This is a genomic window from Spirosoma fluminis, assembly GCF_054778895.1.
Genome location: NZ_BAAGZD010000045.1, coordinates 114,111 through 137,542, shown reverse-complemented (window position 1 = coordinate 137,542; position 23,432 = coordinate 114,111). Strand labels below are relative to the sequence as shown.

At 51.4% G+C, this 23,432-nt stretch carries 24 protein-coding genes; 12 read left to right on the top strand and 12 right to left on the bottom strand.

The window, feature by feature from the left end; translation table 11 throughout:
* Nucleotides 1–16 precede the first annotated feature (16 nt).
* The 5 genes from ACYVBJ_RS27740 to ACYVBJ_RS27720 form a co-directional block, all read right to left on the bottom strand.
* Entirely contained in the window at nucleotides 17–1,204 is a 1,188-nt protein-coding gene (locus tag ACYVBJ_RS27740; RefSeq protein ID WP_460985549.1) for a phosphoglycerate kinase, read from the bottom strand.
* 83 nt (nucleotides 1,205–1,287) lie between these two features.
* Nucleotides 1,288–1,659 carry a type II toxin-antitoxin system VapC family toxin gene (gene vapC / locus ACYVBJ_RS27735; RefSeq protein ID WP_460985548.1) on the bottom strand — a complete coding sequence of 124 codons (372 nt, stop codon included), beginning with the start codon at nucleotides 1,657–1,659 and terminating at the stop codon, nucleotides 1,288–1,290.
* A 16-nt stretch (nucleotides 1,660–1,675) separates the two neighbouring features.
* Nucleotides 1,676–1,891 (bottom strand): type II toxin-antitoxin system VapB family antitoxin, encoded by a 216-nt coding sequence (locus ACYVBJ_RS27730; protein WP_460985547.1) that lies wholly within the window; start codon nucleotides 1,889–1,891, stop codon nucleotides 1,676–1,678.
* 44 nt (nucleotides 1,892–1,935) lie between these two features.
* Nucleotides 1,936–3,111: a hypothetical protein gene (locus ACYVBJ_RS27725; protein ID WP_460985546.1), complete on the bottom strand. Its 1,176-nt coding sequence runs from the start codon at nucleotides 3,109–3,111 to the stop codon at nucleotides 1,936–1,938.
* Nucleotides 3,098–4,105, bottom strand: a complete 1,008-nt coding sequence (locus tag ACYVBJ_RS27720; protein ID WP_460985545.1) for a DUF2157 domain-containing protein — start codon at nucleotides 4,103–4,105, stop codon at nucleotides 3,098–3,100. Before ACYVBJ_RS27720 ends, ACYVBJ_RS27725 begins: the two co-directional genes overlap by 14 nt.
* A gap of 81 nt (nucleotides 4,106–4,186) precedes the next feature.
* On the opposite strand from ACYVBJ_RS27720, the gene ACYVBJ_RS27715 reads away from it, so the two are divergent.
* Nucleotides 4,187–5,875: a VRR-NUC domain-containing protein gene (locus ACYVBJ_RS27715; protein ID WP_460985544.1), complete on the top strand. Its 1,689-nt coding sequence runs from the start codon at nucleotides 4,187–4,189 to the stop codon at nucleotides 5,873–5,875.
* A 136-nt stretch (nucleotides 5,876–6,011) separates the two neighbouring features.
* Here the strand turns inward: ACYVBJ_RS27715 and ACYVBJ_RS27710 are convergent, their stop codons facing one another.
* A complete protein-coding gene (locus ACYVBJ_RS27710) occupies nucleotides 6,012–6,758 on the bottom strand; it encodes a class I SAM-dependent methyltransferase (RefSeq protein WP_460985543.1) in 747 nt (248 codons plus the stop codon).
* 330 nt (nucleotides 6,759–7,088) lie between these two features.
* Between ACYVBJ_RS27710 and ACYVBJ_RS27705 the strand changes: the two genes are divergently transcribed.
* From ACYVBJ_RS27705 to ACYVBJ_RS27670, 8 genes are all read left to right on the top strand, one after another.
* On the top strand, nucleotides 7,089–7,475 hold the full coding sequence (locus ACYVBJ_RS27705) for a c-type cytochrome (protein WP_460985542.1): 387 nt from the start codon (nucleotides 7,089–7,091) through the stop codon (nucleotides 7,473–7,475).
* A 207-nt stretch (nucleotides 7,476–7,682) separates the two neighbouring features.
* A complete protein-coding gene (locus tag ACYVBJ_RS27700) occupies nucleotides 7,683–8,159 on the top strand; it encodes a hypothetical protein (protein ID WP_460985541.1) in 477 nt (158 codons plus the stop codon).
* A gap of 141 nt (nucleotides 8,160–8,300) precedes the next feature.
* Nucleotides 8,301–8,432 carry a DUF7660 family protein gene (locus ACYVBJ_RS27695; RefSeq protein ID WP_460985540.1) on the top strand — a complete coding sequence of 44 codons (132 nt, stop codon included), beginning with the start codon at nucleotides 8,301–8,303 and terminating at the stop codon, nucleotides 8,430–8,432.
* Nucleotides 8,433–8,804: 372 nt separating this feature from the next.
* Nucleotides 8,805–10,763, top strand: coding sequence for a tetratricopeptide repeat-containing sensor histidine kinase (locus tag ACYVBJ_RS27690; protein WP_460985539.1), 1,959 nt, complete (start codon nucleotides 8,805–8,807; stop codon nucleotides 10,761–10,763).
* A 37-nt stretch (nucleotides 10,764–10,800) separates the two neighbouring features.
* Nucleotides 10,801–11,436, top strand: coding sequence for a response regulator transcription factor (locus ACYVBJ_RS27685; protein WP_460985538.1), 636 nt, complete (start codon nucleotides 10,801–10,803; stop codon nucleotides 11,434–11,436).
* A 133-nt stretch (nucleotides 11,437–11,569) separates the two neighbouring features.
* Nucleotides 11,570–12,007 carry a hypothetical protein gene (locus tag ACYVBJ_RS27680; RefSeq protein WP_460985537.1) on the top strand — a complete coding sequence of 146 codons (438 nt, stop codon included), beginning with the start codon at nucleotides 11,570–11,572 and terminating at the stop codon, nucleotides 12,005–12,007.
* The gene (locus ACYVBJ_RS27675) at nucleotides 12,004–12,624 is read left to right on the top strand and encodes a hypothetical protein (RefSeq protein WP_460985536.1); all 621 of its coding nucleotides are present in this window, start codon (nucleotides 12,004–12,006) and stop codon (nucleotides 12,622–12,624) included. The genes ACYVBJ_RS27680 and ACYVBJ_RS27675 overlap by 4 nt, the downstream gene beginning before the upstream one ends.
* Nucleotides 12,621–13,175 carry a hypothetical protein gene (locus tag ACYVBJ_RS27670; protein ID WP_460985535.1) on the top strand — a complete coding sequence of 185 codons (555 nt, stop codon included), beginning with the start codon at nucleotides 12,621–12,623 and terminating at the stop codon, nucleotides 13,173–13,175. The genes ACYVBJ_RS27675 and ACYVBJ_RS27670 overlap by 4 nt, the downstream gene beginning before the upstream one ends.
* An 86-nt stretch (nucleotides 13,176–13,261) precedes the next feature.
* Here ACYVBJ_RS27670 and rlmB read toward each other — a convergent pair whose 3' ends face one another.
* Both rlmB and ACYVBJ_RS27660 read right to left on the bottom strand, forming a co-directional pair.
* Nucleotides 13,262–14,101, bottom strand: coding sequence for a 23S rRNA (guanosine(2251)-2'-O)-methyltransferase RlmB (gene rlmB / locus ACYVBJ_RS27665; protein WP_460985534.1), 840 nt, complete (start codon nucleotides 14,099–14,101; stop codon nucleotides 13,262–13,264).
* On the bottom strand, nucleotides 14,074–15,462 hold the full coding sequence (locus tag ACYVBJ_RS27660; protein WP_460985533.1) for a GWxTD domain-containing protein: 1,389 nt from the start codon (nucleotides 15,460–15,462) through the stop codon (nucleotides 14,074–14,076). Before ACYVBJ_RS27660 ends, rlmB begins: the two co-directional genes overlap by 28 nt.
* 203 nt (nucleotides 15,463–15,665) lie before the next feature.
* Between ACYVBJ_RS27660 and ACYVBJ_RS27655 the strand changes: the two genes are divergently transcribed.
* A complete protein-coding gene (locus tag ACYVBJ_RS27655; protein WP_460985532.1) occupies nucleotides 15,666–16,433 on the top strand; it encodes a class I SAM-dependent methyltransferase in 768 nt (255 codons plus the stop codon).
* A gap of 60 nt (nucleotides 16,434–16,493) precedes the next feature.
* Here ACYVBJ_RS27655 and ACYVBJ_RS27650 read toward each other — a convergent pair whose 3' ends face one another.
* Nucleotides 16,494–17,567 (bottom strand): App1 family protein, encoded by a 1,074-nt coding sequence (locus tag ACYVBJ_RS27650; RefSeq protein ID WP_460985531.1) that lies wholly within the window; start codon nucleotides 17,565–17,567, stop codon nucleotides 16,494–16,496.
* Between the two features lie 48 nt (nucleotides 17,568–17,615).
* On the opposite strand from ACYVBJ_RS27650, the gene ACYVBJ_RS27645 reads away from it, so the two are divergent.
* Complete coding sequence (locus ACYVBJ_RS27645; RefSeq protein ID WP_460985530.1) at nucleotides 17,616–18,494, top strand: diacylglycerol/lipid kinase family protein; 879 nt, start codon at nucleotides 17,616–17,618, stop codon at nucleotides 18,492–18,494.
* Here the strand turns inward: ACYVBJ_RS27645 and fdhD are convergent.
* The 3 genes from fdhD to pyrR form a co-directional block, all read right to left on the bottom strand.
* Nucleotides 18,491–19,336, bottom strand: coding sequence for a formate dehydrogenase accessory sulfurtransferase FdhD (gene fdhD / locus ACYVBJ_RS27640; protein ID WP_460985529.1), 846 nt, complete (start codon nucleotides 19,334–19,336; stop codon nucleotides 18,491–18,493). The two genes, ACYVBJ_RS27645 and fdhD, sit on opposite strands and share 4 nt — an antisense overlap.
* A gap of 70 nt (nucleotides 19,337–19,406) precedes the next feature.
* A complete protein-coding gene (locus ACYVBJ_RS27635) occupies nucleotides 19,407–21,983 on the bottom strand; it encodes a DUF5686 and carboxypeptidase-like regulatory domain-containing protein (RefSeq protein ID WP_460985528.1) in 2,577 nt (858 codons plus the stop codon).
* Nucleotides 21,984–22,105: 122 nt separating this feature from the next.
* A complete protein-coding gene (pyrR, locus tag ACYVBJ_RS27630) occupies nucleotides 22,106–22,645 on the bottom strand; it encodes a bifunctional pyr operon transcriptional regulator/uracil phosphoribosyltransferase PyrR (RefSeq protein WP_460985527.1) in 540 nt (179 codons plus the stop codon).
* A gap of 110 nt (nucleotides 22,646–22,755) precedes the next feature.
* On the opposite strand from pyrR, the gene pth reads away from it, so the two are divergent.
* On the top strand, nucleotides 22,756–23,316 hold the full coding sequence (gene pth, locus ACYVBJ_RS27625; protein WP_460985526.1) for an aminoacyl-tRNA hydrolase: 561 nt from the start codon (nucleotides 22,756–22,758) through the stop codon (nucleotides 23,314–23,316).
* Nucleotides 23,317–23,432: the final 116 nt, after the last annotated feature.

Below are 23,432 nucleotides of genomic sequence, written 5' to 3'. Positions count from 1 at the left end.
TAACCAGTCAAATCAGTTAGTCAAGAGCGGCTACTCCGGGAAGGACTTTACCTTCCATATATTCCAGCAGAGCACCGCCACCGGTTGATACGTAACTAACCCGGTCGCCGTAGCCTGCCTGATTGACGGCCGAAGCCGAATCGCCACCGCCGATAAGCGAGAAAGCACCGTTTTCCTCAGTAGCTTTTACAACGGCTTCCGCAATCGCGTTCGTGCCAGTCGCAAAATTGGGGAACTCGAACACGCCCATCGGACCGTTCCACAGAATCGTTTTTGACCGTAACACTACGTCCGTAAACAGCTTGATCGTTTCTGGGCCAATATCCAGTCCTTCCCAACCGTCAGGAATTTCACCTTTGTTCACGGTCTGGCGATTGGCGTCGTTCGAAAAATCGTCCGCGCAGACATTGTCAACGGGCATGTAGATTTTTACGCCTTTTTCTTCGGCTTTCTTCAGCAGCTCCAGCGCTAAATCCTGCTTATCGGCTTCGAGCAGCGACTTACCAATCTGACCACCCTGCGCCTTGGTGAACGTATATGTCATCCCGCCCCCAATGATCAGGTTATCCACGTTATCGAGCAGTTTCTCGATGATCAGAATTTTATCGGAGATTTTAGCTCCGCCCATAATGGCGGTGAATGGCCGTTCGGCCTCATCAAGCACTTTTTTGGCGTTGTCTAATTCGGCCTGCATGACGTAACCCGCTACGCGATCCGTAAAAAACTGACCCATAACGGCCGTACTGGCGTGTGCACGGTGAGCCGTACCGAAGGCGTCGTTTACCCATACATCGCCAAGTTTCGATAGCTTTTCGGCAAACGCTACGTCTCCTTTCTCTTCCTCCTTATAAAAACGCAGGTTTTCGAGCAACAGGATTTCGCCGGGCTGCAGACCCGCGGCTAAGTCGGTAGCCGACTGACCGATGCAGTCATCAGCGAATTTCACGTCCCGACCGAACGCTTCCTTCAGGGCCGGGATGATATGCTTGAGCGAATATTTCTCTTCGGGTCCGCCCTTTGGCCGACCCAGGTGCGACATAAGAATAGCCGAGCCACCGTCGTTGACAATTTTCATGACGGTCGGGATGGTGGCTTTAATGCGAGTATCGTCGGTGATATTGTACTGCTTGTCGAGTGGTACGTTGAAGTCCACCCGTACGAGGGCCTTTTTACCAGCGAAGTTGTAGGAATCTACGGTTTTCATGCGACTGCGTATGGTCGTTGGTTTGCGAGGCCAAACTTAGCAGTTTTTCGGCAGACGCGGTTGGTCAAGTTTGCCTTTACTACTTACGGTGTAACCGGGCGCAGTGCTGTAAAACGAGCGATCTGATTAAAGTCAGCGTCGTTATGCAGGATGGGTATGTTATGAAGAATAGCGTAATGTGCAATCAGACAGTTGTTCGGTTTACGGATCGTCACGCCTTTTTTACGGAGGAAACGATACAGCTCAGCAGCGCCAATGGCCGCTTCAACTGGGTCTATTGAAAGCATGGTATGGGTCAGCAGTCCTTCTTTTATCTGGTTGTACCGACAGTCATCTTTTATGCCCTGCAATACTTCCTGCAAAATAGTTGGTGTCAACCAAATAGGTTGATCGGCAAAGGTATATTCTACGACCAGCTTAGTATATGCGTTTTTAACGGCACGGAAACCATCCACTCATACAGACCAACGATCATTGATCCCATTCGTTTGGAATTGAATCGGTTCTTATCTGTTCCAGATCACCATCCCAATCAACCTTTCCAAACAAAGACACTAAATTGTGACGAGCTTGCCGATTTATGTATTGTTTGAGGGTAAGTTCCACTACAGCCTTCTTTGTTTTTAAATGGCTGATTTTCAAGGCTTTTTGAAGTAACTGGTCATTTATATCGATATTAGTTCGCATGGTTCACGCATCTGTATACATAAATTTAGTTAATTCTATACACATTAATAATTTCCTTCGCTGCCGCCCCCGCCGAAGTTGCCTCCGCCAAACCGTAGATTATCTTTTGGTGTATGCTGGGCTCCGGCAGTTGCCTGAATTGCGCCTATTGTTTCGGCGTTGACAAAAAAATTGTCCGGCGATTCCTCATCGGCAGCGTCGGTAAAACCGTTCCGCGGTTCATGGAAATACCGGATACCAGCTACGGCTATACCAATTAAAACCAGTCCGGAAACGGCCACAAACACATTAAGCGAGAGCCAGCCTCTATATTCGTGCACTGTCGCTACGGCCGCCATGATTCCAACACCACCCAGAATGATCAGCATCCGGTTCTTCTTCGTAAAGCCCTGCCAGAGGTAAATCGTCGGGATTAGAAACGTCAGCAGCCAGAACAGCCAGGGCAGGGTGATCTCAGGTGTATCGGGCAAGCCAGAACTCAATAATACCCCGTTCATTTCCCGAACTACGTAATAGTTTCCACCAGCAGCTAACACGATCAGGGTAATCCATTGAATGAGGTTTACTGGATCGGCGTAATAGGGTGACACTACGAGCCTATTGACAGATTGTCGGGTGATAGCATACAAGATTCCCGACACACCCATCATCACGAATGGCAGCGCATCTTTTCCCCAACTAAAGTTCAGCAGGCCGTCAAAAATAAACGTGTAGAACGTAGCTAAAGTCAGAAATGCAATCAACGTATCGCCATAGTACCACAGCACCAGGAGCAGCAACGGCAGGGTGAACAGACAATAGGCCCAAAAAGGTGACGTAGCAGGCAGAAACTGATTGAACCCCATGGCTAAAAAGCCGGTGAGCGTAACTACAAACGCATTATCAACGCCGTTGCGGTAGAGTGATCCCCGATTGATGATCAGATGGCTACCAACAACCAATGCCAATCCAAATAGGAGATTGAATAATCCATACGTATACCGGTCGTCGAGCCCACTCGATACAATGGTTGTCATCAGCAGATACGTACCCAGAATTGCTACTGTCGTAAACAGGAAGAGGCCAATCTCGATGAAGCCGTTGGTCCGGCGAAACTCAACCGGATACGTCTTTCGGACAACCGAAATTTGTTCATCGGTCAGCAGTTGCTGCCGGTACCACCGTTCCGCCTGGGCCAATACCGCCCGGTTGTGAATCCACTGTTCGTTATAGGCTTTCATTCGCTACGTTACCTTTGGGCAATTGTCTCATTAAGTAAACGACCAGGCCAATGCCCGTCAAGATAAAATACCAGTAGTAAGCACCGTCATCCCACTGGGCTGCGCGCAGGTAATGAAAAAATACGTACGTAACGCCGATGTAGCCATAGATTGCGCTCATCAGCAGGAATAGAAACGATCCTTCGCTGGACCGGTTCGCTTTCCGTTCGCGCCGGGCGTACCGATCGAGGGCAAAACAAGCTCCCCCCAGCCCTATGGCAAACCACAGTACTGACTCTTCAAAGTTGAACAGACCACCCAATAAGGCCACTAACAGGAGGTTTCCAGCAATGGAGATATAGGTAAACGTGAAGTGGGCTTTAATACGTCGCTGCTCTAAACCAAGTCCCACTCCGATCAGCACGAAAGCGAGCAGAATGGCCGAAAGAACCGTTCGCTGATCAAAGAAATTCGTTTTAAAATACAACTCCAGCGGCCGAACCGTTACGCCAACCCAGGAAATCAGCGCCGTCAATGCCATACCGAGTATGCCCCGGTGATCAAATCGATACGCTAACGGCAGAAAAAGCAATGCAGGCAGGAGAGTTACCAGCCCGTACCGCGTCCCGAATACATTATATGCATACTGCGCGTATCCTTCCAGCGTCAGGAACAGCAGGCAGGCCATAATCAGGGCATAATCGCCGAAGGTCGACCGGCTCCTTGTCTGCTCAGGCGTCCAGGCTGGTCGGTTTCGCCAGGCGAAGACGAAGCAGGCTCCGCAGCCCACGGCCATTGCCATCAGCAGCGCGCCGTGGCCGATCTGATCGAAGTTATCGTAAACCAGCAGCCCCAGCCCGGCACTCAGCAGCAGGATGCCGATGTACAGCATTGAACGCAGCTCCCAGTGTAACGAAAACAGCCTCTGCTGCTCCACCTGAGCAATTCGACTCTGTTGGTCGGCCGGTAAAATACCTTGCTTGCTTAACTCGTTCAGGATGTCGGTTGGGGACATAAACGGCAATTTTGGTGTTCTATTTATGCAGAGAAATCAACAAAAAGTTGTACAATATTGCGGTTTTATTCCGCCTTACCCATGATTGGACGTCAAAAGGCTTTACTTACCCCGCGCTACTACCTCGACAACTTTCGCTACGTGCTCGATTTTGTCAAACGCTTGTATGGCAGCCTGTTGAACGACGCCGAATGGACGTTCATCCGGCAGTTTGAAGCGCTCAGCCTCGACGCTCAGTGCCTATACGTGCGGTTCAGCAACCGGAAGGGCTTCTTCTTTCGCATCAATAAGCTACAGTATAACGAAATTAATGACCTTCCGGCCGCGGTTGGTGAGTTATTGCTGGCCGGATTTATCGAACGACTCTCGGCCCATCATGAAGTTATAGGCGAAGAAGCGCTGGGCATCTTTACGAAGCCCGAGCTTTTGGAATTGTTACCCCTGGAGCCCGAAGAGGTTCGCCCATTGAACAAAGAAAAGAAAGAAGGCGTCGTTCGGTACGCGTTGCAGGAGTTGAATTTTGCCGAAGTGGTGACGAGTCTGACCACGCGCGAGACGGTCGTCAAGATGAACTTTGAGGCTGAAGGCATGATGATCAAGTATCTGTTCTTCGGCAACCGGGGCAGCAGCATGACCGAGTTTGTGGTACGTGATCTGGGGATGGTCAACTTTGAGCGCTACGATGAAAGCAAACTGACCGCTCGGTTCCGGTCCCGTAAAGAAGTCGAAGACAAGCTGCTGATTTCGCTCACGAACGAGGAGTTTTATGAACTTAAAGAAGCTGAAACACCCGCCGAAGACATTTATAACTGGTTTCTCAACTGGAACGAAACCCGGCCCGAACTGACCGAAATTGCGATTCCGGGATACCAGCGGCTGGTTTGTAAGGTCGGAGCTTATCTGGAACGACAGAAATTACCTGAACAGGCTCTTGCCGTTTATGAACTGTCGGACCGGGTGCCCGCCCGTGAACGGCGCGTTCGGCTGTTGTACAAAAATGGGTCGGTAGACGAAGCTCTCGCCCTCTGCGACGAGATTGCCGTAAACCCGTTGAACGCTGAGGAACGGTACTTCGCCAACGACTTTCGGGAGAAGATTCTGAGTGCCGGGGCTAAAAAGCGATCACGAAAAGCCACGACTCGTTTTTTGTCGGATGCCGAAAGCCTTAACATTCCGGCAGCCTACCGCCACCATGTTGAAGCCGGGGTCATGAATCACTACCTGGAGCAGGGCTACGACGCGGCATTTACCGAAAACTACCCCTGGCGGGGGCTGTTCGGACTGGTATTCTGGGATATTATCTATGACGCGAACGTATCGGCAATCCACCACCCCCTGCAGCGTGCTCCGTCTGACTTTTACTTACCTGATTTTTATCATAAGCGGGAAGAGTTGCTGAAGAAACGTCTGACCGAACTCGAAACAAAAGACGACTGGCGACGCCATACCGGCCGGATGTTCAACGCTAAATACGGAATCACCAACGTTCTGGTCGACTGGTCGGACGAGCTATTGACGCTGGTGCAACGGATGATTGAGCTGCTGGATACGGAGCAGTTGCGCCTGATTCTGCTGGAGATGGCACGTAACGTCCGCGAACACACCCGTGGTTTTCCTGACCTCCTGGTCTGGAACGAGCAAGGGTACTACGAGTTCGTCGAAGTCAAGTCCCCAACCGACCACCTGGGCCCGCAACAGTTACACTGGCTGGAATTTTTCCAGACGATCGGCGTGCACGGCAAGGTCGTTCGGGTAATTTGGGAGTTGTAACCGAAGTCAATTAGGGATTGCTCAAATTAGTCGATTCCTATTTAGTTATTGCTGAGGCCAGGCTCTACGACCTTCTACTGCGAAAAAAAATAAGCTAATTGTTACCCGGAAAAATGCCAGGTATCCCACTGGTGACTTACCCGGCAATGACTTTGCCCACACGCAGGAACACCGGGAACCGCACAATCCGCTCGTCATTGGACCAGCTGACAGCCAATTGCTCGTGCAGGGCCTTTACCGGATCATCTTCGTTTTCATGGACGTATTGCCGTACGGCCGACCACGTTCGCAGGTAATTCAGAAACCGATCAAGCGGCCAGGTACGCTGTACCGTAAACTCACCCCAGCGTACGTCGGCGAACGGAAAGGGCAGTGTCTTATAGCCATCGTCGATGTATTTGCGCTGGGGGTCCCAATACGGCCCCACCCGGTTGCGGTAAAAATCGAGCAGGACCGGATCAAGGTCAGTTCCGATCTGCGCCAGTCCGTACCCCCATTCGGCAATGACCGCTCCCGGCTTAGCCACCCGACGCACTTCCCGATGGAACGCCCGGACATCGAACCAGTGGAGGGCCTGTGCAACGGTAATCAGGTCAAACGTATGATCCGCAAAGGGCGTTTGTTCCGCGGGACTGATCTGATAATGTATATGGTCATGTGGCGTAGCGCGGGCCAGTTGGGTCTCGCTGATGTCGGTAGCCTCGACAACCGGAAAGTAATCGGTCAGCGACCGGGCAACCTGTCCGTTACCCGTTGCGCAGTCCCAGGCCCGTTGCCGCTCAGAAACATTGGCCAGGATAAATTCATATAACTCCGTGGGGTAGTCAATACGGTACTGCGCGTACAGATCAGCGTGTCCGGAAAAACGGTCAATTGGTGTCATCGGTCTGCAATTACAGGAAAGTCAAAAAATCAGTAAAAGGGCCTTTGCTGGACGATTCAGAACTAATAAGCTGTTTGAGTGCGTACTAGCCTGACAAAATTATTCCTGCGTATTAAACTATTTAGGGAAAGAATTGTCGAATGATTGTTATAGTGATAATCACAGGCTATCGTGTAAATGCAGGCGGTAGTCACTTCAATTGACGGGGACGAAAGTCTAGAATAAGAAAAAGCAAAGTCGAAATTGGCTTATCGCCCGAAACGTCTATTTTTGTAAGGTTCACTACAACCTGTGGTTCAGTTTTACTAAACAATTGCTTACCTAATTCACATGAAAAAACCGTTTGGCTTTTTAATCGCTGCGGCATCGTTAGTCCTGGCTTCTTTCAACGCTAACGCACAGGCTCCAACGGCCGACATTCCGGCGGACATGAATGCTTTAATGAGCAAATACACATGCATTGCCTGCCACCGCCCTAACCAGCGCTTAGTTGGCCCGGCCTATGCAGATGTAGCTAAGAAGAAGTATTCGAACGAAGAGATCGTTAACCTGATTTATAATCCGGTGCCTAGCCACTGGCCGGGTTATCCGCCAATGGCACCAATGAAGCAGGTGCCGAAAGAAGACGCTATGAAACTGGCGGTCTGGATTAACTCGCTGGACAAAACCCCGGCGAAAAAAGCGAGCACCAGCAAAGCGAAATCTAAAAAATCGTAATCTGCTCTTCTGGCTCGATAGTTTACAAGCAAAAACGCTCCAACCCTTCGCGGCTGGAGCGTTTTTGCTTGTAACAAATTACCGGACAACCAACTGAAAGCCGGAATCAGACTACGGTAGCTCCACGTGAATACAGGTAATCACGTATGTTTAGTAGTTGTGTGTCATGCCTGACAAAACTGCTTTCAAATTTTTAGTAGAAAATTTATGAGAGACAAACCGATTGACCTTGACCAGCTAATGATTGACGAGTGGCGAGAACTTGGCTTTTATTATGACCAAGACGACAGAATGGATGTGATCCAGTGGAAATTTTACGGAAGCAAGCAGGGACTTCAAAACTTTATTTCTCTTCTTGACAAGTACACCGACAATCCCAACAACGATACATTATCAGAGCACGACCATTATGGACCGTATAGTTACTTAAAAGTCATGACGTGGGACAAGCCTACAATCACTGAAAGTTATATTGCGGGGACAATACAAGATTTGAAGAAATTGAGAAACGTCATTGCTGATAAGCTCAATAAAGCGCAACCAGGACAAACGTTTAACATTGACAAAGACTATGGTATTGACAACACGGTGACAGCGAAGTTTTTTATAATGGCTGACGACTTCGACCCACCATCAATGGACGAACTGATTTTTCGGGACGACAAAAAAATTGTGAATGAGTGAATGGAACAACAAGCTTACGAGCAAACATTCATTGGGCTATGAAGTGACAGACAGGCCATCTTTCATAAACTTTCTCGAGAAGTTTCATCAGGACTTACTGGACAATAAGCAGGATTAGGAAAATAAAACGCTTGAGGATTTTTGGAGGCTTTAACCCGTTGCGCTGACGACATACAGGGCTACTACAATAATACAAAGCAAAATGCCAACGCTGACACCGCATCGTGGCAGGTTTTTGCGGATCTGCTACAAGGTGCAAAAACCTATGAATAAACCCGTAGATAATGATGTAAACTGACAAGCATTATGTGTGAGCATTTACAACCATTGGAGAACTATCTAAAAGCTAAGGGCATTCCGGAAACCTTTCGAGGAAAAGCATGGTCTGACCACTGTAGAGAGTGGGTCTACTTCGATTGCGTATTGAAAACGGAACGTTTGAAAACAAGACTTCAGCTTCCTTCTTTTGTGACGACGCACGAAAACACGGATTTGAAGTCTGGAACGGAATTGGGGCTGGTTTGTACCAAATGTAATGACGCAATTATGGGGCTGCATCCAACGTTCTCTTCGTCGACCACAAAATTTATGGTGGATTAAAGCGTACTGATAACATGGTTATTACGCCACTCTGCTTGTCTCGCTATGGTTGTTCAACGTTCCTGCCTGGTTTTGCTGTTGCTGCTGGACGGCCTGTTCAGTTACGGCCAGTCGCCCCCTAATCCAACCGACACTAGTTACGTAAACGAACTACTGCGAAAGGCCGAAGCGATCGAAACCCGGCAGAGCCAGACCGCGCTGGCAACGTATCAAAAAGCCCACCAACTTGCCGAAAAAATCGGCTATACAAAAGGCTATTTCGACAGCGTTCGGCTCCTGGCCTATCTGCTCAATAACCTCGGTCGGCATACCGAAGCGCACACCATCGCTCAAAAGGCTCTCCAGCTTGCCAGGAAAGACACCTCCCGGCGTAACCTGAGCATCAGCTACTTTGCCCTGGCTAACACGAGTCTGCACGCGGGCCAGCTGAAACAGGCCGTTCCCTACTACCAGCAAGCGGCCTATTACATGAAGCAGATTGGCAAGCTGAAAAACGTAGCCGTCATCAATCAAAATCTGGGATATATCTACGAGCAGCAGCGATTGTTTCCTCAGTCGCTGGTCTATTACCAACGGTCGCTGGCCTTTAACCTCACCGATCCGGCCGACCGGCGGTCTATTGCCATCGACTACTTTAGCATTGCTAATGTGCTCAGCAAGCAAAACAAAGCCAGCGAATCCCGGCGGTACTACCAGAAGGCCGAACACTGGATTGACGCCAAAAACGACCTTGATTTTGTCATTAACCTATACAACAATATTGGCTACGACTACAGCGCCGAAGCCTGTTATGATTCGGCGCTGTATTACCAGCGTCACGCCCTGCAACTAAGCCGACAGGTAGGCAACCCGCGCCACGAGCTCCACATGCTTATGGCGCTGGCGCAGACCAACAGCCGCATGAAACGGTTTCGGGAGGCTAAAGCCCTGTTGGATCAATCGTATAAGCTGGCGGTAACGAGCCAGGCGGGGTTGACCGAACTACGTAACATCTACCGGGAATACGCCGTAGCGACGAACGCGCTGCGCGACTACCGAGCCGCGGCACAGTGGCTCGATAAGTATATTGGCGTGGACGATTCGCTGGATAATCAGGAAACAAAGGCCTTGTTGCAGGATTACGAACTCCAACTTAAGCGAACGGAGTCCCGACAAAAGCTGCTCGAAAAACAACGTCGGATCGACCAGCTCGAAGCCGGTCGGAAACGGCAGAATCTGTGGCTCCTGGTGGCAGTACTAACAACCGGACTGGTAGCCCTGGGAGCCGGACTAGGTTACCTCTACTATCAGCAACGGCAACGATCAGCCGCCAATTCGCTGTTAGCGGCTGAACGCGAACGCGAACTTGCCGTCCTTCAGTCGGAGCTACATGGGCAGCAAAAGGAGCGCTTGCGGATCTCGAAAGAAATGCACGATGATCTGGGAGCATCGCTGACAGCCATTGGCCTGCTCAGCGAAGTGGTGAAAACCCGGATGGGTTTAGCAACCTCGCCGGAGGTAGAGAAAATTTCGGCGATCTCGGCGGAAATGGTGAGCAGTATGAACGAGATTATCTGGTCACTCAATACCCGGAACGATAGTCTGAATGGGCTGATTGCCTATACCCGGGCCTACGCCAGTGAGTTTATCGAAAATACCTCGCTTAATCTGCGGACTGAAGTGGCCGAATCTCCTTACGAGATCAATGTGCGGGGCGCTGACCGCCGGAATGTGTTTCTGACGGTTAAAGAAGCTTTGAATAACGTAGTGAAGCACGCGCAGGCTACGCAGGTGATGCTACGTATCCAGCCCGACGCGGAGCAGTTGACCATTCAGGTATGCGACAACGGTCGCGGTTTCGAACCCAGTGAACAGTCTGGCAATCGCAACGGTCTTACTAACATGCAGAATCGGATGGCCGAGTCGGGCGGACGTTGTCAGATCAGCTCAACGCCAGATGGTACCTGCGTCAAAATTGTGTACCCGTACCCGTCGGTACCCGTGCGTAAAATACCGCAAATGTAGTATGGCGTAACCCAGAAAATTCGCTGAATATTGCCTGATGAAACTCCCCATAACCGTTGCCATCGTTGAGGATCAGGAAGCGATCCGGCAGTCACTGGCCATTCTGATTGACGGAGCGGAGGGCTTTTCCTGTCAGGCCACCTTCGAAACGGCCGAAGCTGCGCTGGCCGGGCTGCCCAGCCACTGCGTCAACGTAGTACTGATGGACATCAACTTACCCGGTATGAACGGGATCGAATGCGTTCGCCAGCTCAAGTCCCTGTGTCCTCAGACGCAGTTCATGATGTGTACCATGTACGACGAAGACGAAACCGTTTTCGATGCCCTGAAAGCAGGCGCTAACGCCTATATTCTTAAGCGGAGCCCTCCCCATAAGCTGCTGGAGGCCATTACCGAACTTCACGAAGGGGGATCGCCTATGAGCAGTACCATCGCCCGTAAGATCGCCAGTTCGTTTCACGTACGCTCGTCGCAGCCGGATGAACTGACGGCTTTAACGCCCCGCGAACGGGAAATTCTGGATCGGCTGGCCAAGGGATTCAGCCATAAGGAAGTAGCCGAAGAACTCTTCGTTAGCCCGACCACGGTACGTAAGCACATTTTCAATATCTACGAAAAGTTACAGGTGCATTCCAAAATCGAAGCGGTGAATAAGTATTTAGGCCGCCGGTAGATAGATACTACAGCGAGATCATATCGCCAACGGCCGCCAAAAATCATACAAATGACGTATTGATGAGCGGAACACAGGCCGGTAGTTTTGCCTCAGCGATTGACGGTAATCGCCTGCAAACCAACGCTGATCCATGAAAACGCTTTTTCTCCTTCTCGTTGTAACGCTCGCTAGCACAGCCTGTAAGAAAGATGCCGACAATGTTAAACCCCAGGGCACGGCGGGGGCAGTTATTGGTACGTATACGCTAAGTTCCTTCCGGTACCAGACCCAGGACGACGAGTTGAATATTCCTACCCTCCCCGTCGTCCAGAATGGCAAAAAGACGTATTACGGTACGGTTAAACTAACCGAATCGACGGACCCTAACAAAGCCCAGATGACGCTACAGTTGACCTTTGATAGCAAGGCCCTTGACGCTATTGACTTTGAAGAGATTGACGTAGAGAAAAACGGGTCACGGTATGAACTGGTATACGATGGCGAAACCCTCGCCACCATCAGCGGCAACACGCTCAAATTTGACGTGCAGACGCAGGAAGCCCGAATGGCATTTACGGCGAGCCGATGAGAACGTATCAACTCGTTTGGGTACTGACTGGCCTGCTGGTACTGGGCCAGCTAACCCCAGCCGTTGGTCAGCCCAACGATAAGCTAGTCTACCTGGGCGCTAATCTGCTGGCGGGTGTCGGTCGCTACAATGGTATCAAGTACGGAGCCGGGGTAAGCGGCCGGTTTCACTACCCACTTACGACCAACGTAGCCCTGACCGCTAAAGTGGGTCTGGAGGTGTACCGGGTCAGCAGCGCGTTTCTGGTTCCGAACTCGTACTTGGGTTATGGCTATAGTCCCATTTCAGGCTTTGGCTTCAATACGTTGTATTACAACTTTTATTCGTACGAATCCATAGCCATGGGCCTCAACATACCGGTGTGTTTTGGGCCACGGATCTACCTGAACGACCGGGTTCACGTAGATCTGAACGTCGGGGTGGACATTGCCGCCAACGCCAATATGGTGTCTTCGTTGCACGTCGAGCCGGGTGCGGGGTACCTGCTTCCATTACCAAACGGAGGTAAACTGGATCTGAACGCCGGGTATTTCACCAGTTTTGCCAGGGGCAGCGGAGTGTTTACCGTTGGCGCAGCGTTGGGTTTATCCTTAAAAAACAACGAAGTACGACCATGACCCAATTGTATAATCGTCGGCTTTGTAACCTGTTCGCCGGGTTACTGCTCAGCCTGAGCACGCTTTTTTCGGATTATTGTCTCGCGCAGGCCAATCAGCCGTTACTGCTCGCTGGCATTACGCCCGGCTTAGGCATTGGTCTTTATAATGGGGTCGGACTAAGTGGTGGTCTGGACATACGGTATCAGCGCCCGTGGCGCAATACGTGGGCATTTACGGCCAAAACGGGCCTGGAAGTGCTTCTGATTAAAGGCCGTTACGCCGAGCAGTTCCGAAAAACGTACCAAACCAGCACCGGGTTAAGTATACCCGCCACCGTAGGCGTCCGGCGGTATTGGCTGAAAGGAATACATACCGACCTGAACGTCGGGGTCGATGTCGGCATCAGTGCCATCACCGTAACGGCCTTTCGGTTCGAGCCGATGGTTGGCATGATGATTTCACTCCCGACAGGCGGTTACCTCGATATTGGTTCGAGTGTAACCACGAGCTTTGAACGCGGCAGCGGTATTTACGCTTTTACATTCGCTTACGGCTTACTCCTGCATTAACCGTTTCTAACATATACGGCCCCTAAAGCCCATAAAAAACCCACGCTGAACGTAGCGTGGGTTTTTTATGGTTCTGTATCTGTACGTTACGATTCTTGCGGAGTACGCAGCGCCCGCTGGCGGACGACTTCATAAAGTACAACGCCGGTAGCCACCGATACGTTGAGTGAGCCCACCGCACCCAGTAGCGGAATCTTAACGTGATTGTCCGCCATACGTAACAACTCCGGCGAGATTCCGTCCTCTTCCGATCCCATCACAACGGCAATCGGTCCCGATAAGTCGGTCGTGCGCTCGTAGAGGTCACGGTTGGATTTTTCGGTACAGGCAACGACCGTAATGCCCGAGTCCTGCAAGTATTTTATGGTTTCTGTCAGATCCGGCTCCCGGCAAACGGATATGTGGTTCAGCGCCCCCGACGATGTTTTCATGGCATCGGAGTTAATGGCAGCCGCCCCCCGACCCGGGATCACAATGCATTGCACACCGGTACATTCGGCCGTACGGGCAATGGCCCCAAAATTTCGGACGTCCGTAATCCGGTCCAGCAACAGAAAAAACGGTGTTTCGCCCCGTTCAAACACATCAGCTACCACATTCGACAGCTTCACGTACTGAATGGCCGATACCAGACAAACAACGCCCTGGTGGTTCTTGCGGGTCAGCCGGTCTAGTTTCTCGACCGGTACGCGCTGAATGGTTACCCGGTTCTGAAAAGCAAGATTCTGAATGTCGGGGTTACTTAACCCTTTCTCCATGTACAGCTTGTCAATCTGCTGATCGGACCGCAGGGTCTCGATAACGGACTGAATGCCAAACACCATTTCGTCGGGCTGGGGCCGAAATTGCGGGCGTGCGCCACCCGATCTGGACTGATTGCGTTGATGACTGGGGCGATTTACTCGCGAATTGCGCCGGTTCTCCATGCTTCGACTATCGGGTACCAAATTGGCTGATACTCAATGTAGCGTACCAGTTCGTAGTGATCCTCGACAAATTGATTTGGTTTTTTGGTAAACGTAAAATTAATCTCTGAGACATTCGCCCGGCGGTTATACACCCACACTTCCCGTTCGCGGTTGCGCTGCACCCGGTCGGGCGGGCCGAGCACGATGTAAATCATACCCTTATCGGTTTTCCAGCCTTCTTTATACGACGTAAACAGCCGGTTTGCTTCTTCCACGCGGTCGAAATACGCCTTCAATGTCTTACGGGCGACTTCTTCATTACCTGACATCAGGCTGAGCCAGTAGCGGTCAAACGCCTTTTTCGTATCCTGCGCCTGATTCAGTTCATTGATCTCGCTGCTTGTGCTCATGTACAGCACCGGCCTGATCAGCTTTTCGGGGCGCGTCAGCTTTGGGAACCGCTTATCCGCGACCACCAGCCCGATACCAGCAGCATCGGCGGTATCTTCCATAAAATAGTACAGACCTTCCTTAGGCAGCACAAAGGGTTTGTTAGTGCTGATGGTTAGCGTAGTATCGACGCTCAGCGACTTGGGCGTTGGCCGGGACGAGGTGTTCATCGGCGACGAAGCCGCGTCGAAATCGTGCTTATAGTGAAACCCGTACAACGGCTTGCTGGTGCCGTTCACATCGCGGATCATCACCGTATCGCCCGCGTTTACGTAATTACGGAGCTGTGGCTGCTGGCCGGTCTTGTCAAACAGGGTAAACCGATCGCTCAACTTCGGCGCTCTGAACCGCAGTGACAAATCGTTACGTGCCTTTGTGCCAGTACTGATTTCGGTAATCTCGGTCAGGAGAACCGCATTCACTGCATCTTTAGGACGCTTTACGTCGAAGGTAAGGGTCAACTGATCGCCATCGCGCCGTACGTTCTGCGCAGATAAGGGCACAGTTCCGTACCCAAGCCGCTCTCGGTTGTTGTAGTCGGGATACATGACGTAGGCAATCTGAAAGTGTTCGCTGAACTGAGCCGGATCGAGCAGCGGGTCGCCGGTGGGCGTGCGGGCCGTCAGATTCATGTACACGCGAACATTACTGGTATCAGTTGCCAGAAATTTTCCTTTGATGGACGTAACAGTCCATTCGCTGGCTGCCTTCGACGAGGTGGTTACCGTCGACGTCGCTACTGGTCCCTCCGACGCTTTGGCAGACGCAGCTGACCGCGTATCGTTGCGGGTTTCGGGTTTCTGAACCTGGTTACGCTGCGCTTCCGTGCGGGCATCATAAGCCGCATTGATGCGGGCCTGCTGCGCTTTTTTACTGGACGAACAGGCCGATAGGAAAACAATAATTAGTAAAGCAGTCAGTATACGCATAAACAACGGCAATCTCAGGCGTTTTTACGATAACCTATTCTGAACAAGTTTCGATACATTACTGGTAAGCTCGGTGGCTTGTTTTACCCGCAATGAATCACTGTTCGTTTATAACGAAAAAACAACAACGTTCGAGTTATCCGGGCGGTTCATTTTTCTTTGCCTCCGCAAAAGAGTAATTTTACGGTACGAATTGCAAGCGTATGTACAAAACCACTGAAATCACCTCAGCCGAAATCGCGTCCGACAATCCCGTTCATCAACGGCTTTTGTTTCCCTACGTCGAAGCGGCTACCCTCGTCAACGGCAACGTACTCGAAATAGGCTGCGGCTGGGGCCGTGGTTTAGAGCTGCTGACCAAAGCCGCTGACCAATACACGGGCATCGATAAAAACCAGGAACTGATTGCCGCTTTACAGGCTGAGTATCCCAAATCGACGTTCATAGCCGCCAACATCCCCCCTCTGGCGGGTCTGGCTGACAATACGTTCGATTACATTGTTACGTTCCAGGTGATTGAACACATCGAGAACGACGATTTATTCATTCAGGAAGCCCACCGCGTTCTGAAGCCCGGTGGTAAGTTGCTGCTGACGACCGTAAATAAGCAGTTCTCGCTTACTCGTAATCCCTGGCACGTTCGCGAATATTATGCCGATGGCCTGAAATCGCTGATTACCAAGTATTTCTCGACTATCGAGACGCGGGGTATTCACGGCAACGACAAGGTGATGACGTATTATGAGCAGAACAAAGAGTCAGTTCGCAAGCTGACCCGCTTTGACATTTTCAATCTGCAGTACCGTCTGCCCCGTCGACTGCTGCAAGTACCGTATGACCTGATGAATCGGCTGAACCGGAACCGCCTGCTTCAGGCCGATGGGCTCGCGGCCCAGATCAATTACACGGATTACCTCGTCAGCAACAACCCGGCTGGCAGTCTGGACTTTTTTTACATTGCTACCAAATAGGCATCTGGTTGCGATTCGATTATTCACCGTGGCCTGAAGCTCGCTTCAGGCCACGGTTCGTTAGGAAGGAACTAAGCCAATGGCTACGGAGTGATCTTTAGCTTCTTCGCTATGGGCAAAATAGCAACAGTGTACACCCGCAGCTTCTATGCGCTGGAGAATCTCGCGCGTTTTGGGTTGGTTTTGCCGGTGCACCTGACGGATGTACACGCAGTGAATCTGCTTCGGGAAATGCTCCACGACCGACGCATAGATGGTCGGATCTTCCTGCGTATCGTCGCCGAGTAAAATAACCCGCTGATCCGGAAACGCTTCGACAATACGCACAATGCGCGAAAACTTGGTCATGTGTTTATTCTGACCCGTTTTTAAAACCTGTCCCAGTCGTTTCAGCTGACTGAGCATGAACACTCCATCCGGCAGCTTATTCTTCAGCGAAAAGTCCAGTATATAATCGTAGAGATTCCATTCACTGCTCGATACGTAGAAGAACGGGTTCATCATTATAGGGCCGCTGTCGGCCTGGGCGAGCAGTTGATAGTGGTCCACCACGCCTTCGAACGGTTGGCGGCTGTGCGCATTCTGCGTTAACAGAACGGACAATCGTTTCGCAATGGTGGCCGAGTGCGACACCAGGAACGTATCGTCAATATCGGAGATACAGATGAACTGAGTCGGGTCGGGCACCAGAACTTGCCCCTCCCCCCGCGCCAGTACGGTTTCCGTGGCCAGTGTCTGGCTGATCAACGATGCCGTTACCGAATGCCAGCCGGGCTCCAGTGGATTCGTGACCGGCACCTCCACGCGAAAGTAGCCATCGGCATCGGCCTGCGTATCGGCTACGTACCCCGCTACGTCGACCCGGACGGTAGCATGCGGATGAGGAGCGACCAGAAAAAGCCGCAGAACGCCCAGCAGATTAATGATTGCGCTATCGCGGTAGTTTTTGCGGGGCAGCGCCGACCGCCTGAACACCGTCCCCTGCACCGTCAGCCGCGCATCATTCCCGTAGCCTCGATACAGCTTTACGGTAGGTTCATCGGTCAGGCGCAGCCAATGCCGGAGCTGACGACTCAGTCTGGCTTTCAGGCTTAGGTTTTGTGTAGCGGTTGATGTAGGTTGCAGCGTATCCATAGCCAATGCTCGGTTCGTGCTCTTAATAACACATAAATCGCTGGTAAGTTGATCTTTTTATTTGCTATCAATCCTGTGTCTGGTGGCCGGGACAAGTCCGTTTGGGAAGAAAGTATCCAAACGTATTTCGCGAACCAGCCGCATACTGCCCATCTATTTTATCTCAACGGCAAAACGGACGATGCGCTCATTCGGGAACGCATCGATCGTCATCGGCCAGACTGTGTGGTGGCGGTAGGTGGCGACGGAACCATTAAAGACGTAGCAACTCAACTCCTGGGCACTGACCTTATTCTGGGCGTACTGCCCGCTGGTTCAGCGAATGGCATGGCCCGCGAATTGAGTATTCCGGCCGACGTAACGGAGAGTTTGGACGTCCTGGTCAACGGCACGCCCAAACCCGTTGATGTAATTCAGGTGAACGACGGCGACATCTGCCTCCATCTGAGCGACATTGGCCTTAACGCCCACCTGGTGAAGTATTACGCGCAAAATAATTTCAGGGGCAAGTTCGGTTACCTGCGCAGTGTGATCAATGTATTGCAAAAACGGCGTTTACTCCGTGTGGAGATACAAATCGGTGATACGTGCGTGCAGCGGGCTGCCCTGATGATTGTCCTGGCGAATGCGCGTATGTACGGTACCGGAGCCATTATAAATCCGGATGGTGACCTGTCGGACGGTCAGTTCGAGGTCGTTATTTTTCGGCGGTTAGTGTTCTGGGAAATTCTGAAATTGTTCTGGCGCTACAAGCCGTTCGATCCAAAAAAGATTGAAATTTTGCCCGCAACATCGGTTACGATCGAAACCCACCGGAAGGCTTACTTTCAGGTCGATGGCGAATACCGGGGCCGCATTACAAAACTTGAGGCCCGAATTCAGTCCAGAGCATTAACGATCATGGTACCCCAGAACGTAACGCCTTAAGCCAGTTGCCCAAGCCGCACGCGCTCGGGTTTCGAATACAGATTAAACCGCTCATTCCGCACGAAACCAGCCAGGGTAATCTGGGCTTCGAGTGCCATCTGTACGGCCAGACTCGACGGCGCTCCAACCGCAGCCAGGAACGGAATACCAGCCCGCCAGCTTTTCTGCACCAGTTCGACGCCAATCCGGCCACTCAGCAAGATACCTGCATTGTGGAGCGGTAACCAGTTTTGCCAGAAAGCTGCTCCTATCAGCTTGTCCAGCGCGTTGTGCCGACCGATGTCTTCCCGAACGAGCAGTAAATTGCCGCCTGCGTCGAATAAAGCAGCCGCGTGAATACCGCCGGTATAGGAAAAGGCACGCTGGGTTTCCCGAACGCGCTCGGGCAGCCGGTGCAGCACGGCTGGTTCAAGCGTAAACTCAGAGTGTATGGGTCCTTCTGCGTGCGCCATAGCGGCTTCAATGGTAGTTTTGCCGCATAGTCCACAACTCGCCGACGTAACACCGTTACGTTCCAGCCGACTCCAATCGACCATTACGTCAGGCTGAAGTTCCACCCGAATGACATTGCCCTCTTTGGCCGATTCCTGCACGCAATGCCGACAGGAGACGATGTTGGACGGCGACTGAATGATGCCTTCGGCGAACAAAAAGCCCATAGCCAGTTCCTCGTCGTGACCCGGCGTGCGCATCGTAACGGACACCGAGCGTTGCTGGCGGTCGCCGACGGGTCCGTAGCCCAGCCGAATTTCCAGCGGTTCTTCAACGGCCAGCAGGTCGGGCGTTTCGGTCAGGTTTTCGCCGATTACTTTCTGAACAACGACAGGAGCAACAAGGGCCATACGAACACAATGGTTGATAAGCTGGATCACTTATCAACCATTGTGAACGCCAAAAAGATTACGGTTCTGATTAAAAACTAATGGAAGCTGCCGCCTTGACAACGAACCGATCGACCGGTATGCCGTTACGGCCCGTATCCAGATACGTTAAGCGGTGAATGCCCTGGATGCGGAAGATTTTAAAAATATTGTCGATACCGTAACCAAGTTCAACGTAAGGTGTAGCGCCGTTGAGCGAGCCAAAATGAATCGGCTTAAACCCATCGGGCAGCGGCTTGAACGTTTCGACGGCTTTGTTCTCGCGCGACATACTTCCCCAGAGTACGTCTGCATTGGCGACCAGCCGCCAGTTCAGCTTACGAATACCGGGGAGCCGGTTGAAGAGCAACCCTTCGAATTTGTGCTGAATGTGAACCGCGACAAACCGATCACTGACAAACTCGTAAAACTGCATCCGGTTGAACGTATTGGTGGTCAGCAAGGGCGTTGGGTTACCGATGTGCGGAAACAGCAGCGGAGCCGGTAACGTCGATGGGGTAAATCCGGCCGACAACAGGTATGACATCCGCCCGAGTGGACCAAGCCGGAAGGTTTGCTGGGCTCGTGCCGTAATCCGATCGTAGTTATAATCACTACCAATCGAACGGGAGCCGTGCGTGTACCGGATCGTTAGTACAGGGGCTCGCTTGGTGCCGAGCGTAATGCGCTCGTTACCATCTATGATGTATTTTTCTTTGCGCGACAGCCGGGCTTCAACCGACCAGTAGGCATCCAGTATCTTGGATTTTAAAGGCGACTGATCCTCCATCTCCGGATGAACCCGGTAGTGAAACGGAAACAGCGGATCGAAACTGCGGCTTCCCAACGTAGCGGTTATCAGCACTCCTTTTATCGGCTCGGTCCGGAAGAACGCTTCTTTCTGCAGGTTACGATAGGCACCACGGTACTTACCGAAACGGCTTAGGGCGTAAAACATCCGGTTTCCTCCGATCAGCTCGGGCGTGAGGCCCAGCCGCTCCAGATCGTTCGCCATCCGTACCCCAATCATGGTCCAGCGCCGACGCGAGACGATATAATCGATCTCAGCACCGTATTTAAACTGCTGGTCCATCGTACCGTACGCTACATAGCCACGTAGCACCCAGGTTCGGCTCAGTTGCTCGTTCGTGCGGAAACCGATGCGCGTCCGTAACCCTTCTACGGTATTATAGGCAAACAGGTATGGGTAAGGGCCAATGTCAAAACCACCGACTTTGTAGAAACCCGTAACGGCGATCTGACCAATGGCCTCAGCCGCCCGCACCACAGGCACCTTCCGTAGGGAGTCAATTAACGTACGTGCCTTTTTATCTTCTTTGCTGAGGGAGTCTGTTCCGGCCAATGTTTGCTGCACAGTCTGCCAATACGCGTCGTTTGCGGTGGCAACCGTATCGTGTTGCTCAATGGGCTGGTCGTAGAAGCCGACTGGTTTGGGCCGATTGACTATTACGTTACTGTTATGCAACGTCACCTTGGCGCGCATGCCCAGCGACTGCTTTCCTACACCCGTTAAGTCGGCAGTTAGGCGTAGACTCGTTGGCAGCCAACCGGTAGTCGCTCCCGAACCCGAAGCGGTATCGAGTGTCGGCTCCAGCTCCTGTTCAATCACCAGCCGCCGGACGTAGTTGAGGTTAGCTCCACTACCAATGTTGGCCTCAATCTGGCACAGGGCAAACGAAGTCGTATCAATCCAGGCCTTACCTGTGAACGCCAGGTCTTCAGGTCGCTTCGGCTCAAACTGAATCTCGTAACAGATTCGATCGCCAATCTGCGTGGTATCGGCCAGAAAAAATTCGTACCAGTTTTTCCAGTTGTCGCCGATTGGCGACGCAAAATCTTTCCCCAGAATAGGGATGTAATTATCGTAAAAATTCTGACTGACCAGGCTTGTGCCACCCAGCAATTGAGAACTCAGGCCAGCATCGTCTACGGCCACGCCTTTAATCCGTGTCTTCTTAACCTCTTCCCGTCGGCGCTGTGGATTATCGCGGAAGTAGTACCGGGACACCGATTCAGACGCCAGCATGGGCACCAGCCGATGTCCCTGATCGTCGACCAGCGAATCGTATCGGCTCATGGCTTCGTTGATCCGTTTGATCAGCGGGTTCCGACGAACTTTATCCGATACGTGACTTAAAGCGATCTCTGTTTTTACGTAGCTGTCGCACTCGTAGGCCGACAACCGGTTGCGGTCGTTGAGCAGCCGGTTTTTGCGCACCTGACGTAACACCTTAAACGCTGGATTTTCGCCCGCTCGAACTACCACTTCCTGTAGAGAATTCCCGGTGGCAACCAGCTTAAAGTCGATTGCCTGCGAAATCCGTTCGCGGTCGATGGATCGGCGTAACGTTGCGTAGCCCAGCGAACTAACCGCCAGCGAGTCCGACAAATTTTTTGTCGTCAGAGAATAACGGCCTTTTTCGTCGGTTAACGTTCCTACTCGACGACCGGTGAGCGCAACACTGGCAAACGGCACAGGTTCGCCAGTTTGGGCGTCCGTCACCATTCCGGTTACCGTATAAACAGTTTGCGCCCGAACTGTGGTACTAGTAGTTGCTAAAACTACCCATAATAACCCGAACGCTACTCGATGTAAAAATGTCTTCATGCCAAATCAGATGGTTGGCGAAATTACGTAATCCTGCGTGATTTGTAACCATCTATATCGGCTGACTTGTGCGGATTTAATCCTGAATTGCAATAAATTGAAACTCAACTGTATAGTGCTTTCTACTCAACAAGCCAGATCCGATCGGCATCGGCCCCTTGTTCCGTCCACTCCACCAGCACCCGCTGCGATTGCAGGGTATTCACGCGTTTACCTGTGTAATCAGGCTTGATTGGCAGATCGCGGTTATACCGGCGATCAATTAACACCAGGAGTTCAACCTTGCGGGGGCGACCAAAAGCGGTCATGGCATCGAGCGCGGCCCGAACCATACGTCCCGTAGCCAGCACATCATCGACCAGAATCACCCGCTTATCTTCAATGATGAACGGTACGTGGGTTGTATTCGGCCGTAGGGGGGTATTCCGCCGTTTGAAATCATCACGGTAAAAGGTAGCATCCAGATACCCCAGAGGGACAGCATACCCCAGCGCACGGTTCAATTCTCGCCCCACCCGCTCGGCAAAATAGATGCCCCGGGGCTGCATGCCCAGGATAACGGTATCCGAGAAATTCTGATGCTCTTCAATAAGTTGCTGGGCCAGCCGACTGATAACGATTTCAAGCAGCGGGCTGGCTAAAATCAGGCGTTGTTGATTCATAAGGTAAAAGTACGTTTTCGGTTTTCAGTTTTGCGCTGCGGGCTTACTTTTTTGGCTGAATACTTTCACTGAACTTTGCCGTTACGTATAAAAACGAAAATTAACGAACTGTGAAATTTTTACTGGTTGGTCTCGGCAATATCGGCCCCGAGTACGCACTTACCCGACACAATGCTGGCTTTATGGTACTCGATCGGCTGGCCGCACAATACGGATTCGACTTCATCATGACTCGCTTAGCCTACACGGCAAAATGGCAGCACAAAGGCAAGCAGATTTTTCTGGTGAAACCAACGACCTATATGAACCTGAGCGGCCGGGCGGTTCTGTATTATATGAAGCAGGAAAACATTCCGGTCGAGAATTTGCTCGTGATTACCGACGATAAAGATTTACCCTTCGGGAAGCTTCGCCTAAAACCCAAAGGCTCACCGGGTGGTCACAACGGATTACGCAACATCGACGAAGTGCTAAACACGCAGGAATATGCCCGACTCCGGGTCGGAATCGGCAATAATTTTTCCAAAGGAAGACAGGTTGATTTCGTTTTGGGGCAGTTTCCAGAGGATGAATTGATTCAATTACCGGACTATCTGGACCGCGCTGGTGACGCTGCCCTTAGTTTTTGCACTATGGGCATACAAACGGCTATGAATAATTACAACCAATGATATAATTTTTTAAAGAATTTTACAATCTATCACAACAAACAATTACAGATATTAGAAGTCAATTAGTACAAATAATATTCTGTATACTTCATTTTTATATCTAATTTTAAACTTAA